The sequence below is a fragment of the Bifidobacterium animalis subsp. animalis ATCC 25527 genome (assembly GCF_000260715.1).
Lineage (GTDB): Bacteria > Actinomycetota > Actinomycetes > Actinomycetales > Bifidobacteriaceae > Bifidobacterium > Bifidobacterium animalis.
Genome location: NC_017834.1, coordinates 1,830,121 through 1,846,061, shown reverse-complemented (window position 1 = coordinate 1,846,061; position 15,941 = coordinate 1,830,121). Strand labels below are relative to the sequence as shown.

The 15,941-nt window shown below is 60.7% G+C and carries 11 protein-coding genes; 9 read left to right on the top strand and 2 right to left on the bottom strand.

The genetic code is table 11. From position 1 onward, the window contains the following. Nucleotides 1-406 precede the first annotated feature (406 nt). The 3 genes from BANAN_RS07610 (at nucleotide 407) to BANAN_RS07600 (ending at nucleotide 3,018) form a co-directional block, all read left to right on the top strand. Nucleotides 407-1,261 (top strand): carbohydrate ABC transporter permease, encoded by an 855-nt coding sequence (locus BANAN_RS07610; protein ID WP_014698318.1) that lies wholly within the window; start codon nucleotides 407-409, stop codon nucleotides 1,259-1,261. Beyond that, nucleotides 1,261-2,097, top strand: a complete 837-nt coding sequence (locus BANAN_RS07605; protein WP_004269248.1) for a carbohydrate ABC transporter permease — start codon at nucleotides 1,261-1,263, stop codon at nucleotides 2,095-2,097. Before BANAN_RS07610 ends, BANAN_RS07605 begins: the two co-directional genes overlap by 1 nt. Before the next feature lie 318 nt (nucleotides 2,098-2,415). Next, nucleotides 2,416-3,018: a DUF624 domain-containing protein gene (locus BANAN_RS07600; protein WP_014698317.1), complete on the top strand. Its 603-nt coding sequence runs from the start codon at nucleotides 2,416-2,418 to the stop codon at nucleotides 3,016-3,018. Nucleotides 3,019-3,854: 836 nt separating this feature from the next. Here the strand turns inward: BANAN_RS07600 and malQ are convergent. Next, nucleotides 3,855-6,053, bottom strand: coding sequence for a 4-alpha-glucanotransferase (gene malQ / locus BANAN_RS07595; protein ID WP_014698316.1), 2,199 nt, complete (start codon nucleotides 6,051-6,053; stop codon nucleotides 3,855-3,857). Nucleotides 6,054-6,467: 414 nt separating this feature from the next. Then, nucleotides 6,468-8,072, bottom strand: a complete 1,605-nt coding sequence (locus tag BANAN_RS07590) for an alpha-amylase family glycosyl hydrolase (protein ID WP_014698315.1) — start codon at nucleotides 8,070-8,072, stop codon at nucleotides 6,468-6,470. A 268-nt stretch (nucleotides 8,073-8,340) separates the two neighbouring features. Between BANAN_RS07590 and BANAN_RS07585 the strand changes: the two genes are divergently transcribed. The 6 genes from BANAN_RS07585 to BANAN_RS07560 all read left to right on the top strand — a co-directional run bounded on the left by BANAN_RS07585 (nucleotide 8,341) and on the right by BANAN_RS07560 (nucleotide 15,940). Beyond that, a complete protein-coding gene (locus BANAN_RS07585) occupies nucleotides 8,341-9,600 on the top strand; it encodes an extracellular solute-binding protein (RefSeq protein ID WP_014698314.1) in 1,260 nt (419 codons plus the stop codon). 315 nt (nucleotides 9,601-9,915) lie between these two features. Beyond that, nucleotides 9,916-11,289, top strand: coding sequence for a carbohydrate ABC transporter permease (locus tag BANAN_RS07580; RefSeq protein ID WP_014698313.1), 1,374 nt, complete (start codon nucleotides 9,916-9,918; stop codon nucleotides 11,287-11,289). Further along, on the top strand, nucleotides 11,286-12,254 hold the full coding sequence (locus BANAN_RS07575) for a sugar ABC transporter permease (RefSeq protein ID WP_014698312.1): 969 nt from the start codon (nucleotides 11,286-11,288) through the stop codon (nucleotides 12,252-12,254). Before BANAN_RS07580 ends, BANAN_RS07575 begins: the two co-directional genes overlap by 4 nt. A gap of 4 nt (nucleotides 12,255-12,258) precedes the next feature. Further along, the gene (locus BANAN_RS07570; RefSeq protein WP_014698311.1) at nucleotides 12,259-14,358 is read left to right on the top strand and encodes an alpha-amylase family glycosyl hydrolase; all 2,100 of its coding nucleotides are present in this window, start codon (nucleotides 12,259-12,261) and stop codon (nucleotides 14,356-14,358) included. Between the two features lie 10 nt (nucleotides 14,359-14,368). After that, nucleotides 14,369-15,151 (top strand): HAD family hydrolase, encoded by a 783-nt coding sequence (locus BANAN_RS07565; protein ID WP_048340807.1) that lies wholly within the window; start codon nucleotides 14,369-14,371, stop codon nucleotides 15,149-15,151. A gap of 15 nt (nucleotides 15,152-15,166) precedes the next feature. Beyond that, complete coding sequence (locus BANAN_RS07560) at nucleotides 15,167-15,940, top strand: TraX family protein (protein WP_014698309.1); 774 nt, start codon at nucleotides 15,167-15,169, stop codon at nucleotides 15,938-15,940. Nucleotide 15,941: the final 1 nt, after the last annotated feature.

Here is a 15,941-nt window from a genome sequence, read left to right as displayed (position 1 = left end):
TACGATTGCGCCCGTCGATGCCGTGTATGCATACCGCATTGCAAGCATGTTGCATTCCATATGGCTGACTGTCGGTTCGGTGCGCGGTCGCACATGGGCGGACGTCGGTGGCCCCAGCGGCATGATCTACGATTTGCTTAGACATTTTGCGCAAACGTTTTCAATATCAAGTCTACGCTATGCGATTGCGAAAAACGCTGGAAATGCAGTAAAAATCTGTGATTTGTGAAAATAAGCATTACATTCAACACGGCGGGAATGCAAACGTTTGACAGAATGCGATGATGTTGCTATCGTATGAGTACAACGGTTCTGTAATCGTTTGCAATGACTGCAGATGACGCGGAACATGGCATCGCCCCACAGTGGTGTAGGGCGAACTCGAAGAGGAGAAAGTAGGCATGCTATGATCAGCATGGCTGGTAAGGCAATCAGACGATGGTGGGCACTGTTCGTGCTGCCGACATTCGTCGCGTTTTTCATCGGCTTCCTGGTGCCGTTCATCTACGGCATCTACCTGAGCTTCTGCTCGTTCACCACGGTCACCGACGCCAAGTTCATTGGCTGGCAGAATTACGCGCGCGCCATTAAAGACAAAGAGTTCCTGCACGCGCTCGGATTCTCCACGCTCATGACGATCGTGACCACCATAGTGATCAACGTCGTCGCGTTCGCCATTGCGTATTTGCTGACGAAGTCGATCCGTGGATCCAATCTGTTCCGCTCGGTGTTCTTCATGCCGAACCTCATCGGCGGCATCATTCTGGGCTACATCTGGATGCTGCTGCTCAACGGCGTGCTCGCCCACTGGGAGCGTTCGCTCACCTATTCGGCGAAGTACGGGTTCTGGGGTCTCGTGATCCTCGTGTGCTGGCAGCAGATCGGCTACATGATGATCATCTACATCGCCGGCATGCAGTCGCTGCCCACTGACGTCCTCGAAGCAGCGCAGGTGGATGGCGCCAGCGGACGCCAGATCATGTTCCGCATCATCATCCCGCTCATGATGCCGAGCATCACCGTGTGCTCGTTCCTCACCGTGACCAACGGATTCAAGCTGTACGACCAGAACCTCGCGCTCACCAACGGCGCTCCGCAGAACATGTCGGAAGGTCTGGCGCTCAACATCACCCGTACATTCTATGGCCGCATCGGCTGGGAGGGTGTGGGTCAGGCCAAGGCCGTCCTGTTCTTCATCCTGGTGGCCATTGTGGCGCTCATCCAGAACAAGATCACCACTTCCAAGGAGGTTGATGCGTGATGCAGGAGAAACCAAAGCACGGAGCATTGTGGACGATCTTCTTCTCGATGATCTCCATTGCCTGGGTGTTCCCCATCTTCCTGGTGCTGCTCAACTCGTTCAAAGGCAAGGCATACATCTCGCGCAACGCCTTCGCGTTCCCGGTGGGCGACACGTTCGTCGGACTCGAGAACTACAAGCGCGGCATTGAATCCACGAACTTCTTCGCCAGCTTCGGCTGGACGGTGCTCATCACCGTCGGCTCGGTGTGCCTCATTCTCGTGTGCACGTCGATGTGTGCGTGGTGGATCGTGCGCGTGAACAACTGGGCTGCCAAGCTGCTCTACACGTTGTTCCTGTTCAACATGATCGTGCCGTTCCAGATGGTCATGTTCACGCTGTCGAAGCTCGCCGACATGCTGAAGCTCAACACCCCGTGGGGCCTGTGCTTCATCTACCTGGGCTTCGGCGCCGGTCTGGCGGTGTTCATTTTCACCGGCGTGGTCAAGGGCATCCCGCAGTCGCTGGAGGAGTCCGCCATGATCGACGGTGCCTCGGTGCCGCGCATCTTCTTCCAGGTGGTCGTGCCGATCATGAAGCCGTCCATCGTCTCCGTGGCCATCCTTGAGGCCATGTGGGTGTGGAACGACTACCTGCTGCCATACCTGACGCTCGATCTGGGCAAGTACAAGACCATCTCGGTGGCTGTGCAGTACCTGAAGGGCGGCTATGGCTCCGTCGACATGGGTGCGATGATGGCCTGCCTCGTGCTCGCGATCATTCCGATCATCGTGTTCTACCTCATCTGCCAGAAGTACATCGTCAAGGGTGTCATGGCTGGTGCCGTAAAGGGCTGACGTTGAGTCAGCCCTTGGGAAACAGCGCAGTGCGCTGTTTGCAGGTGCCAGCCCGAGCGGCTGTGCCGTGAGGGTGGTGTTGGGTCCGGCCGTAGGCCGGTCAATACTTGCAGGGCCGGAGGCGGTGCCGTAAAGGGCTAGTCTTCCTTCCTCTTCTCTCTCAAGGCGACTGGGGGCGGCTTTCGGGCTGCCCCCAGTCGCATATGCCGGCTTGCCGGCCTGATTCACATCAACCCGATTTCCCGAACTGCACTGGAGTAAGCTGGTGCATGCCATACGCCGGCCAGATCGTGCCCGGCACCGACGAAAGCGACGCAGATGAAATTCCTGTCCCCAGACTCCAGATTCATGCAGGGGTGGAACGATCTCACCGACGCGATCTGGATCAACATCCTCATGCTGGTCACATCGCTGCCCGTGGTCACCGCCGGCGCCGCGCTGTGTGCCGGTTCCACCGCGCTACGCAAATCGCAGCGCGGCCAAGGCACGGTCACGCGCAACTATTTCGCCGCCTTCCGCGAGAATCTCGCCAAGGCGACGCTGCTGTGGCTCATCTTCGGCATCTGCGGCGCCGCAATCTCCTATTCGTGGATCGCGCTGCAGATCACCCCGCTGCTCATTCCGAAATTCGCGCTGACGATCATCTGGGCCATCGGCTTCGAATGGGCGTTCTATTTGCAGGCGCGTTTCGAGAACCCCCTTGGCCAGACCCTGCGCAACGCCTACGTGTTCGGCGTCGTCTACTTCCCCGCGACGCTCGCCTGCGTGGCGATCGACGTCGTGTTCGTGGGTGTGCTCGTCGCCGCATGGTTCTACATGCCGCAGGGGCTCTTCCTGCTCGTTGTGCTTGGCTACGGCTGCATGCTCGCATTGCACGTGCCGATTCTCGAATACGCACTGCGCCGGTACACGCGACAATAGGCGCGCGCATGTCATCGGCAGTCCCGTGTTCGACGTGTCGTGCGCGGGCCTGCCGACTCGTATCCGTTTCCTGGCAGAATGCGCTGCCGATTCGCATGCCGCATTTGCAAATCTGCTCTCAGATTGATGATGCAATGTCGGATTCGCGTGCCGCATTTGCGAATCTGCTCTCAGATCGGCATCGGCAGCATGAATTATCGTGCTGGTCTTGCAAGTCTGTTCTCAGATTGGCCATCGAGGTGAGGGATACTGTGTCACATTTGCAAGTCTGTTCTCAGATCGATGCCGGTGGCGTGAACTATGGCGCCGGCCTTGCAGATTCATCCTCAGATGGGCAGCCGGAGCACGCATTCTCGTGTCGTATTTGCAAGTCTACTTTCAATATGACGCCGCTGGCATGCCAGATGCGCCGTGCTGAGGTTGGGATTGCAGGCACGTTCATCGAGGGGCGCGTAGATGTGTCGCATTTGCAACTCCGCTCTCGAAACGGCAATGGAGAGATGATTGCTGTGTCGGTCTTGCAAGTCTGCTCTCAGATCGGCATCGGCAGCATGAATTACCGTGCTGGTCTTGCGAACCCATCTTCAGATGGGCAGCTGGAACGCGCATTCTCGTGTCGTATTTGCAAGTCTGTTCTCATCATGGTTAGGAAGGGGACGATTGCTGTGTCGAGACTGCAAGTCTGCTCTCACCATGGCATGGAACGGCGTTGCTGGCAATCCATGCTGAGACTGGGATTGCAAAAACGGCACGCAAAAGGCCCATGGGCGCGGAACCCGTGGGCCTTTCACATATGCAACATGCGCATATGCAACATGCGCAGTGTGTATGCGCGCCTACTGATTGATGCGGTTCATGATCTTCGCCAGCGCCTGCACGCGCGGCGACTTGAACACCTCCTGCGTGGGCACCACCTTGAGATGCTCGTCGGCGAGCGGAATGCGCCAGTTCGGGTACTGCGTCGACGTTCCCGGCTGGTTCTGCGCGCGTTCCTCGCCTACGCCGTCCACGAGCGCGGCCTGCAGCAGCAGCGAAGGCGCGTCGGTGAGCATGGCGTGCATCGCCTCGACAATGGTCTGCAGATTGTTCGGCACATCGTCGGCGGCCTGACGGCTCAGCCAACCGCCCTGCACGAGCAGATCGAGCATGGCCTGCCGCTCGGCGAGTGCGGATTCGCGGAACTCCTCCACCGGCTCGGTGAGCAGGCCGAGGTCCTCGCGTAGTTTGACCTGCTCGAGCATGAGATAGCCGGCGGTCGGCGGCAGATCGTGTGTGGTGACCGACGAGAGCGAGTACTTGCGGTACGTCTGCGGCATCGCGTACGGGTCGCCGGCGTTCGGGGAGTCGTCCACGCGGGCGAACCATTCCACCGTGGTGCCGAGCAGCCCATGCTGAGCGAGCACATTGCGCACGTAATCGGGAACGGTGCCGAGATCCTCGCCGATCACAATGCCGTTTACTCGCGTGGCCTCAATGCTGAGCACCGCGATCATCGCATCGTAGTTGTAGGTGACGTATGCGCCGCCCTTGGCGCCCTGGCCGGCGGGGATCCACCACAGGCGGAACAGTCCGAGAATGTGGTCGATGCGAATGGCGCCCGCATGCTCGAACATGTGGTGCACCATCTCGCGGTACATGCGGTAGCCGGTGAGCTCGAGATAGTTCGGGTTGAGCGGCGGCTGGCCCCAATCCTGACCCTGCTGGTTGTAGAAGTCCGGCGGGCAGCCCACGGTGACGGAGCCGACGGCGAAGCGTTCCGGATTGCCCCATACGTCCGCACCGTAGGAGTGCACGCCCACGGCCATGTCTTGCATGAGACCAAGCGACATGCCGGCGTCGCGTGCGGCACGTTGGGCGGCGTCGATCTGCTCTTCGGCGATCCACTGCAGCCAGCAGGCGAACTCATACAGGTTGGCGTGCTCGGTTCTCAGCGCCTGGATGCGCGCGCTGCTCTTGGCTGCCATGCGGAACCAGGAATCCGGTTCCCACGGCTCGCCGAGCACTTCGAAGGCGACGCTCCACAGTGCCCAGGTGTCGAGATCGGCGCCGGCCTTCTTCTTGAACGCCTCGAACTCGGCCTGGCGCTCCGCGGAGCGCGGCTGCCTGAAGATGATCTGCAGCGCGGCCCGCTTCGCCTTCCACGCGGCGTCGAGATCCATAGGAGACGATTCGGTGTTCATCGGCGCGACCTGTTCGTGCAATTCGCGTACGGCGGCGGCATCCTGCTCGTTGAGCTCGGCGAATTCGGCAATGTTCTGCGGGCGAATGTACGTGGTGTTGATGAAGCGGCGTGACATGGGCGAATACGGCGACGGTTCGATCGGGCTCACCGGCGCGCTCGCATGCACCGGGTTGATGAGCATGAAGTCGGCACCCGAGCCGGCGGCGTCCACCAGCAGTTCGCGCAGGTCCTCGTAATCGCCCACGCCCCAGGACTGTGGGGAGCGCACCGAATACATCTGCGTCATCCACCCCCAGCGCTTGTGCGAGGCGACGGCGTCGGGCACCGGAATCGACGCCGGTGCGCACAGCAGCGTGACGTTGACGTCGCGCTCGCCGCCCGTCTCGCCGTCGCGAACATGCAGCGTGTGGTAGCCAATGGGCAGTTCGTCGCCGATGCCGAGCTCGTAGACGTCCACATCGCCATCGTGCTCACGGAAGGTGAGCGAGAGGGCGCCGGTGGCATCGCTGCCGTCTTCGAGTGTGAGTCCGATGTGGGGCTCGCCGTGCTTGGTGCGCAGCTGTGCGCTGGTGGGCGTGCCGAGGAATTTGACGACGGTGGGCGCCACCAGGCGTTCGTGGGCCTCGTTGCGGCGTCCGTTGAGGTTGATGTCGACGAGCTCGGGGGTGGAGGCGTCGACGCCAAGCGCGCCGAGCACCGAGATGAGCACTTCATCGCGAATCTCCACATAGGTGCCGAGCTGATCGATGTAGCAGGTGGCCACACCGCACGCCTTGGCGAGCTGGATGAGCGGTCGTGCGAGTCGCTCGGGGCTCTCTTCACGGCGTGGGGGTGCTGAATTGATCTGAGACATGTCGTTCCTTCTGATATTGGTCATATGTGCGCAGTTACGTCATTGGAGTGCGCTGTCGATTCCAGTATAGCGTAGTATGAAATCGTTTGCAAGTATGGCGAACAGGGCGTTGTTCTCCCTATATTCTGCGAAAATTAGCGATTTTATGGAATGGTATGCATGCGGTTTTTACGTGTTCTTCACGCCCACGTTTGCAATTCACATGATTCGCGGTTGGATGCGGAGGATGGAAACGGGCTCCATATCACGAGGGGAGCGGGGCTGCGGTGGATTGTGCTATCGATTGCAAAAACTATGCGACAATATGCGTTGATTAGACAATGACTACGTCTTCATCGAATAGTGAATCCGTCGGCCAGACAGCAGGGGGGCTGTGTGTCTGGCCGACGGCCGTTCTCGCCGTGGCGGATGCCGCTACTGCAATACAGCGAAGGACTGCGGGGGCAGCGTGAGCGTCGTGTAGTCGAGTGTTGCGCCACCGATGTTCAGCGTGATGGTGCGCGCCTCGGAGCCGTCGCCGTCCGGCAGCACCACGGTCTCGCTGTCGCGGCCCGGATTGACCGCCACGATGGCCGAGATGCCGTCTTTCGCGCGCTTGAACACGAAGGAACGCTTGCCCTTCTTGGCGAACAGTACGCTGAAGTCCGCATCCGGTTCGAAGGCCGGGGTGCTTCTGCGCTGTTCGAGGGCTGCGTGCACATGATGCCAGAGCGAGTCGCCGTCGGCGATGGATGCCTCCACGGTCGGTGCGCCCTCACGCTCGTCGACGGGCAGGTAGAGGGCGTCGGAGGCGGCTTGCGAGAAGCCGTGGTTCCGGCTGCCGTCCCATTGCATCGGCGTGCGCGAGCCGGTGCGCGTGTAGCCGCCCTCCTTGCTGGGCAGGTCACGGTAGCGCATGCCGATCTCGTCGCCGTAGTAGATGAACGGCACGCCGGGCATGAGGAAGATCGTGCTATAGGCGAGGGCCAGTTCGCGGACGCTCAGACGTGGCACCAGACGCGCGGTGTCGTGGTTGCAGGTGATGAGGTCGAAGTAGGCCTGTGCCTTGCGCGCCGCTTCGAGCCTCGGCTCGTACTCTTTGAGGAACGGCACGATGCTGGTTCCGGAATCCACGTTGAAATAGCTGCGGTCGCCGTCGTGGAGCATGGGGGTGTCGGTGTTACGCAGCAGCATGTTGTAGCCGTTGGCCACACCATCCCAGCGCCAGTCGAGGTAGAAGTCCATGTCGAAGCCGGCTTCGAACGCCTCGTCGGGGCGTCCCCATTCCGAGACGAACGCGGCTTCGGGGTATTCCCGGCGCAGTTGCCCGAACATGTATTGCCAGGTGCGAATCGTATAGGGTTTGCCGTCATCGTCACCCTTCACCAAGCTGTCGGCCATGTCCACGCGGAAACCGTCGGCGCCCATGTCGAGCCAGAAGCGCATCACGTCGAGCATCGCGTCGCAGGTGCGCAGTGCTTCATCGCCGAGTGCCGGGGCCTGCCAGCCTTTGCGCGGATGGGCGAAGCCGTAGTTGAGCGCCGGCTGGAACGCGAAGAAGTTCACGATGTAGGCGCCGTTGCGGGCTTCGGTGCCGCCGATGAACGGCAGCCCGTCGCCCCCTTCGATCCAGTTGTCGGTCCAGATGTAGCGGTCGTCGTACAGATTCGCCGAATCCGTGGCACTTTGGTGGAACCAGGGGTGCTCGTTCGACGTATGGCCCGGCACGAGGTCGAGCAGCACGTGCATGCCGCGCGCGTGCGCCGCTTCGAACAGCGAGGCGAGGTCGTCGTTGGTGCCATAGCGCGCGGCCACTTTCGTGTAATCGCTGATGTCGTAGCCGGCGTCGCGGAATGGCGACTCGTAGAGCGGGTTGAGCCAGATCGCGTTGCATCCCAGCTGCAGCAGGTAATCGAGGTGTTCGATGATGCCGGGGATGTCTCCGATGCCGTCGGCGTTCGAGTCCGCGAAACTCTGCGGGTAGATCTCGTAGAACGTGGCTTGGTTGAGCCATTGTGGAACCTGGTGATTGCTGCTCATGCCGTATCTCCTGCCGTATGTGCCGGGATGCTGTGTCGCATCCCGTGCCGTTTCGTCTGTTTCATGCCCGCGATTCGTCCGGAGGCAATTTTTGACAACGTTTGCAACTATGCGCTACAGTATAACCACTGAGCGTTGCGCGAAACCGTTTTCATTGAAAGTCGTTCGCTGAGGAAAATGACTAGACTGTGAAACAGTTTCAGGGAGACTCCCCGAACGTGATGCCGAGGAAATGCACGGTGTTGCATTGAAGGAAAGGAAGAGATCGATGAAGATCGAATGGAAGAAGGCAGTAGGCCTTGCGGCCGCTGTGGCCATGCTCGTACCGATGGCCGCCTGTGGGGCCAATGGTGGGGATTCCAATGCCTCGGGTGAATCCAAGCCGTCACAGACGCAGTCCGCGAACCTGACCGTGTGGGGTCCGTCCGAGGATTCCGAGTGGCTCAAGGACATGGAGGAAGCCTTTGGCAAGGCCCACCCCGAATACAAGGTGACGTGGAAGAACTCCGTGGTCGCCGAGGGTGACGCAGCCAAGACCGTGAAGACCGACCCGACCGCGGCTGCCGATGTGTACATGTTCGCCAACGACCAGCTTGGCGATCTGCTCAACCAGAACGCCATCGCCCCGGTCAACGACGTGGTGTCCCAGCAGGTGAAGGAACAGAACTCGCAGACGATGGTCGATTCGGTCACCGGCACTGACGGCAAGATCTACGGCGTTCCATACACCTCGAACACGTACTTCATGTACTACAACAAAGACAAGTTCTCCGCCAACGACGCGAAGTCGCTCGACACGATGCTGGAGAAGGGCAAGGTCGCCTACCCGCTGCAGAACTCCTGGTACATCCCGGCGTTTTACCTCGGTGCAGGCATGACGATGTTCGGCAGCAAGGGCACCGACGCCAAGGCCGGCATCGACTTCGGCCCGAACGCCGACGCCGTCTCCGAGGCGCTCGTCAAGCTCGTCGCCAACCCGAACTTCTCCAACGACGACGGCACTCTCGGCCTCGCAGGTCTGAAGAACGGCACGCTCGACGCCTACTTCTCCGGCTCCTGGGATGCCGAGAACGTGCAGAAGGCGCTCGGTGACAAGTACGGTGCCGCCACCGTCCCGACCTTCAAGGCCGGCGGCAAGGACTACCAGATGAAGGCTCTTGCCGGCTCCAAGGCGATTGGCATGAACCCGAACACGAAGGCACCTGAGGTCGCCTCCGCCTTCGCTGCGTTCCTCGGCTCCACCGAGGCCCAGAAGAAGCACTGGGAGATGCGTCAGATCATTCCGTCCGACAAGACGCTGACGAACCTCGAGGGCATGTCCACCTCGCCGTACGTGCAGGCACAGCTCGACACGATTGCGAAGACCTCCGTGGCGCAGCCGACCATCTCCGCGATGTCCGCCTGGTGGACCCCGGCCGAGACCTTCGGCAAGGCTCTGGTGAGCAAGCAGGTCAACGACGGCAACGTGAAGCAGAAGACCGCCGACTTCATGGCAAGCGTGAAGAAGGACGTCGCCAACAAGCAGTGATGCCGCTCAGCACACTCCGATGACTGGGTGAGGCATCCGGCGCTACACCGGCGCCGAACCCGGTCTGTATATGTGCGGAAAGCTGAGGGGAACCTGGGCTTTCCGCACATTTGCTCTGTGCGCAACGCACAGACAATGCACATTCAAATCACTAGTTATTCGGATTCCTAATGCCTGTTCGGCGCCTGCACGCAACTGTCGCGTGAACCGCAGAGCCGGCGCCGTGCATGGGCGATGTCCCTGCACATATTTTGAGTTTTAGAGAGGCGGTTGAAAGGAATGAGTAGTTCAGTAGTCACCCTTTCAAAACGAGAGATGAAGCGCCGCCAGAAGTTGGGTGCAGACTATGTGGCGCCATCGCCATACACACTGAGTGCAGCGCTGAAGAACGGCGATGTGTTCACGAAGCTCTCCATCATCTTCTTCGGGTTGGGTAATTTCGCCCGTCACCAGATTGCCAAGGGCGTGATCTTCCTGGCAGGTGAGATCGGCTTCATCGTATTCATGATCTATGCCGGCGCGCATAACCTCGCGATGCTCCCATCGCTGGGATGGCGTCAGGCCAGCACCGAATGGGTGGGTGCCAAGCTGGTCCACACGGCCGGCGACAACTCGGTGCTGATTCTGTTGTATGGCGTATGCACGCTGGTGTTGTGCGCCGTGTTCGTGCTGTGGTGGGATCTTGCGATCCGCTCGGCATACAAGGCGCAGTGCCTTGCCGGCAAGAACGGCCATGCGCCGTCGTTGCTCGACGACATTCACACATTGCTCAACGAGAAGGCGAACATTCTGTTCTTGGCGCTGCCGACGCTGGGCATTCTGATCTTCACGGTGCTGCCGTTGATCTTCATGATCTCGATGGCCTTCACCAGCTACGACCACAACCATTTGGTGTTGTTCGACTGGGTGGGCTTCGAGAACTTCAAGACGGTGTTCAGCAATTCAGGCAGCATCGTCTCGGCCCGACTGTTCATGTCGGTGCTCGGCTGGACGTTGATCTGGGCGTTCTTCGCGACGTTCCTCAACTTCTTCTGCGGTCTGTTCCTGGCCATGGTCATCAACCGCAAGACCACGCAAGGCAAGGGCTTCTGGCGTGCCATCTTCTCGATGTCGATCGCCGTTCCGCAGTTCGTGTCGCTGCTCGTCATGCACCAGATGCTCCAGCCCCAGGGCGCCATCAACCGCATCTTCATGAACTGGGGCTGGATCAGCGATCCGATGCCGTTCTTCACCAATGCGACCTGGGCCCGTGTGACCGTCATCGTGATCAACCTGTGGGTCGGCATTCCGTACACGATCATGCAGGTGACCGGCATTCTGCAGAACATTCCGGCCGACCAGTACGAGGCCGCCGAGATCGACGGTGCGAACTGGTGGCAGATCTTCACGAAGATCACGATGCCGTACATCATCTTCGTGCTGACCCCGTACCTGATCACGACGTTCACCGGCAACGTGAACAACTTCAACGTCATCTACCTGCTGACCCGCGGCGAGCCGTCGGTGGTCGGCGATTCGGCCGGCAAGACCGATTTGCTCATCACTTGGCTGTACAAGCTGACCGTGGACAACAACGACTACAACCTCGGCGCCGTCATAGGCATCATGACCTTCATCGTGCTCGCGGTCGTGTCGCTGATCACCTACCGCAGCAGCGGTTCGTACAAGAATGAGGAGGCATTCCGGTGAGTAATGCAACCAAGGCGCAGGCCAAGGCCTCCGAGGCATATGCCGAGGCCGTCGACAAGCGTGTCGATTCGGAGCTTGCAGATGCGCACAACGCACAACGACAGAGTTTCTGGAAGGATCAGAAGTCACGCCGTATTCTCGGTGACGTGCTCACCTACGTGCTGCTGACGGTGCTCGGCATCATATGGTTGTTGCCGATCGTATGGATCTTCCTCGAAAGCTTCAACAAGAACACGGCCCCGTTCACCGACACGTTCTTCCCGACGCAGTACTCGTTCGACAGCTACATCACGCTGTTCACGCAGCGTAACGTGCTCGACTTCCCGCGCATGTTCATGAACACGTTCATCATTGCGGTCTTCACCTGCATCATCTCCGTGTTCTTCGTGCTCTCCGTCGCCTACGTGATGAGCCGCATGCGTTTCCACGGCCGTAGGTTCTTCATGAACTTCGTGCTCATTCTGGGCATGTTCCCGGGCATCATGTCGGTGGTCGCCATCTACTTCATTCTCAAGGCGATGGGCCTGACCGGCGACGGCACGACGATCCTCGCGCTTATTCTGGTTTATTCGGCCGGCACCGGTGCGGGCTTCTACGTGATGAAGGGCTACATGGACACGATCCCGACCTCGCTGGACGAGGCGGCCATGCTCGATGGCTGCACCCGTTGGCAGGTGTTCTGGATCATCATCGTGCCGATCTGCCGCCCGATGATCGTGTACCAGGCGATCGTCGGCTTCCTGACCCCATGGCTCGACTTCGTCATGGCGAAGGTGATCGCCCGCACCCAGGAGAACTACACGGCTTCCCTGGGCCTGTGGCTCATGCTCGACAAGGAGTACATCAACAACTGGTTCGGTCGCTTCGCGGCGGCCGCGGTGCTCATCTCGATCCCGATCGCGATCCTGTTCATCGTGATGCAGCGCTTCTACCAGGAGTCGATGTCCGGTTCAGTGAAGGGATGACGACATGGCACTCGCACAGCAATCCGAAGGATTGAAGGCGGGTGTCGCAGAACCGTTCCCATTGAGTCTGGAACGTGAACTGGGTGCTGTGGTACACGACCATGGCACCCAGTTCGCAATCTGGGCCCCGTCGGCGAAGTCTGTGACACTGCGCTTCTTCACCAAAGGTTCCAGCATGGAGGACGGCGACGTCATGGTGGGCACCCACCAGCCCGAACTGCAAAGCGACGGCGCGTGGACGATCCATTTCGACGAGAACCTGCACGGCACCTACTACGACTACTTGGTGGAACAACAGGACGGCAACCTGGCGCGCACCGCCGACCCGTGGGCCAAAGGCGCCGGTGTGAACGGCCGGCGCAGCATGGTGGTCGACCTCGCGCGCACCGACCCGGCCGGCTGGGAGCACGACGAGCACCTGACCACCCCGTTGGGCGAGACGATGGTGGCCGAGATGCACGTGGCCAGCTTCAGCGCGAACCCGCATGGCGGTTTCCCGCTCGAACACTGCGGCAAATACCTGGCCTTCACCGACCTTGGCACCACCGTGGACGGCAAGGGGAAGTTCCCCACGGGCATCGACTACTTCAAACAGCTCGGCGTCACCGCGATCCAGCTGCTGCCGTTCTACGACTACGGTTCCGTGGACGAGAACGATCCGAGGCAGTACAACTGGGGCTACGACCCGCTTAACTACAACGTTCCGGAGGGCTCCTACTCGACGGACCCGTTCGACGGCACCGTGCGCATCACCGAATGCAAGCAGATGATCCAATCGCTGCACGCCCAAGGCTTCAAGGTGATCATGGACGTGGTGTACAACCACATGTACACGGCCGACAACTGGTTCGAACGCGTGGTGCCCGGCTATTTCGTGCGACGCAACGCCGACGGCACGCTGTCGAACGGTTCCGGCTGCGGCGACGACATGGCCAGCGAACGCGCGATGATGCGCCGCTACATCGTGGACTCCGTCACCTACTGGGCGCGCGAATACCACATCGACGGCTTCCGCTTCGACCTCATGGGGCTCATAGACACCGACACGATGAACGCGGTGCGCAGGTCGCTCGACGCGCTGCCCGGAGGCAAGGACCTCATCATGTACGGCGAGCCGTGGGCCGCCGGACTGAGCTCCACATTGCCTGGCACCGAGCTTGCGAACAAGGAGGGCCTGCATCTGCTCGACCCGCGCATCGGCCATTTCTGCGACCGCACGCGCGACGCGATCAAGGGGCATGTGTTCGAACGCCAGATCAAAGGCTATGTGAACGGCAACGCGCACGATACCAAGCCGCAGATCGAGCTCGCCGTGGACGCATGGCGCACGCCCGAGACCAACGAAGGCAATGCCGGGCAGATTATCCAGTACGTCTCTGCCCACGACGACTGGACGCTGTGGGACAAGCTGTGCCTGAGCATGATCGGTGACGGCTCGCCGGAATCTGCGAATAAAGCGGAATCCGAGTATGCCGATGACTCGCACAGAACGCTGGAATCTCGCGACGACGCGCTCGAACGCGCCTACCGCGCGGAACCCGGCCCGCAGACCCACAAGGTGCTCGAGGCGAACACGCTCGCCGTCGGACTCATCTACACGGCCGCGGGCATCCCATTCATGCTCGCCGGCGAGGAATTCGGCAAAACGAAGTTCGGCAACGACAACTCATTCAACTCGGGTGTCAAGGTGAACGAACTCGATTGGGCGCGCGCCGAACGCATGCAGGGCCTCGTGGACTACTACCGCCGCCTGATCGCCGTGCGTCGCGCGAATCCGAGCCTGTTCGACGCCGAACACATCGCCGTGGAGGCGCCGGGCAACGCGGTCGCCTACCGCAGCGACGACGTCGCCGTGCTCGTCAATCCGGACGACGAGGAATACAGTCTGCCGGTCGAGCGCATCGATTCCGCGTTTGCCGACAGTCTGCACGACGATCTGCCCGAAGCGCCGGAATTTGCGAGCCACGCGGAAGAACGGTGGGTGTGCGTGCTCGATTCGAGCGGCACGTCGACCGGCGAGTTCCGGCAGACGGGCATGCGGATCGCCGGCGGAAGATTCCCGATGCCCGCTCGCACACTGAGCATATGGAAATGTGAACGCTGACGGAGGCGGCATGACACACTACACAACCGTGTTCTTCGACCTGTACGGCACGCTGATCGACATACACACCGAGGAGGATCCCGACGCCGCGTGGACCGCATTGCGGGCGGCACTGTACCAGAACGGCGCCGATTACGCCACGAACACGCAGCTGCGCAACGAATTCCGTCGCCAGGTGGTGCGCGCCAACGCGACGCGTACGCGTACGGAATGGTTCGAGCCGGACTTCCTGCCCGCCTACCGCGGTCTGCTCGAGGCATGCTGGGCCGACGACAGTCTGGACCATGCGCGAAAGGTGGCGTGGGCGTTCCGGCGTGCCGCCACGACGAAGTTCCGCCTGTACCCAGGTGTCTTCGACATGCTCACGCAGCTTCGTTCGGCGGGACTGCGTGTGGCGCTCGTCTCGAACGCGCAGTCCTGCTACACGCGGCCGGAACTCGAGCTGACCGGACTCGGCGACGTGTTCGACGAAGTGGTCATCTCCAGCGACGAAGGCGTGCGCAAACCGTCCGCCGAACTGTTCCGCAGCGCGCTCGTGCGCATGAACGTGGAGCCCGAACATGTGGTGATGGTGGGCAACGACCCGCGCAACGACATCGACGGCGCGCGCATGGCCAACATCGACGGCATCTACCTGCACACCGATAATCACACGTCGGCGCAGTGCGACACCGCAGTCTGCTCGCTCGAAGGCTCCGATTACGCGGGCGTGCTCGCCTACATACAACGCGCCAACACGGAAGACGGGCGTGAGCGCGAATGTTCGGATACTCTGGAAGAGAAGCTCAGATAACAGACGGGAACCGGCATGGTAGACGAATACACGCGCCACTTGGAGCGCAACAAAGAGGTGAAGGGCAAAGGACTCTCACAGTTCCGTATGAAAGTGCTTGCCGATGTGCTGCTGTTCTTCTCCCCGTTCTCAGTGGCCGTACTCCCGCACATCGTGGGCACGCCGAGCCGCGAGAACATGTTCGCGCTCTCCGTCTGCGTGATCGGCGAGGCGATCTCATGGGCGTCGATCCCCATATTCGCGTGGCTGCTCTACCAGGGATTCGAATGGACGGGCAACGCATGGCTCTACGGGCTGCGCCTGCTTGTGCTCGCGCTGGTGTGCGAGGTGCCGTATGACTATGTGATGTTCGGCAGCGCGTTCGACATGCGCTCGCAGAACCCCGTGTTCGGCCTCGTGGTCGCGCTGATCGTGCTCGGCATACTCGACCTCATGTACGCATGGCGCACGAGTGTGCTCAAGGTGGTGCTTTCGGCAGGTGTGATCATCATCGGCCTGCTGTGGGATTTCATGCTGTCGGTCGGGCAGACGCAACGCCTCATGAACGTAGGCATTGTGACGCTCGGCATGTGCGTGACCTACTATTACCTGCATTCCCGCGAGAACACGATGGTGTTCACGGCCGCCATATTCGGCGCGGCCTGCGTATTGACGCCTGGCTTGGGTGCGGTGGCGCTCCACTACCGCAACGACAAGCTCGGCTATACACACCGGTGGACGCGTTGGGCGTTCTACCCGGTCTACCCGATTATGCTCGTGCTCTGCGCGGCGATCGGCATGGCGAACTAAT

Coding starts and splice junctions, on each gene's coding strand:
- BANAN_RS07610 (WP_014698318.1), top strand. CDS start 407: ATGATCAGCATGGCTGGTAAGGCAATCAGACGATGGTGGGCACTGTTC.
- BANAN_RS07605 (WP_004269248.1), top strand. CDS start 1,261: ATGCAGGAGAAACCAAAGCACGGAGCATTGTGGACGATCTTCTTCTCG.
- BANAN_RS07600 (WP_014698317.1), top strand. CDS start 2,416: ATGAAATTCCTGTCCCCAGACTCCAGATTCATGCAGGGGTGGAACGAT.
- malQ (WP_014698316.1), bottom strand. CDS start 6,053: ATGTCTCAGATCAATTCAGCACCCCCACGCCGTGAAGAGAGCCCCGAG.
- BANAN_RS07590 (WP_014698315.1), bottom strand. CDS start 8,072: ATGAGCAGCAATCACCAGGTTCCACAATGGCTCAACCAAGCCACGTTC.
- BANAN_RS07585 (WP_014698314.1), top strand. CDS start 8,341: ATGAAGATCGAATGGAAGAAGGCAGTAGGCCTTGCGGCCGCTGTGGCC.
- BANAN_RS07580 (WP_014698313.1), top strand. CDS start 9,916: ATGAAGCGCCGCCAGAAGTTGGGTGCAGACTATGTGGCGCCATCGCCA.
- BANAN_RS07570 (WP_014698311.1), top strand. CDS start 12,259: ATGGCACTCGCACAGCAATCCGAAGGATTGAAGGCGGGTGTCGCAGAA.
- BANAN_RS07565 (WP_048340807.1), top strand. CDS start 14,369: ATGACACACTACACAACCGTGTTCTTCGACCTGTACGGCACGCTGATC.
- BANAN_RS07560 (WP_014698309.1), top strand. CDS start 15,167: ATGGTAGACGAATACACGCGCCACTTGGAGCGCAACAAAGAGGTGAAG.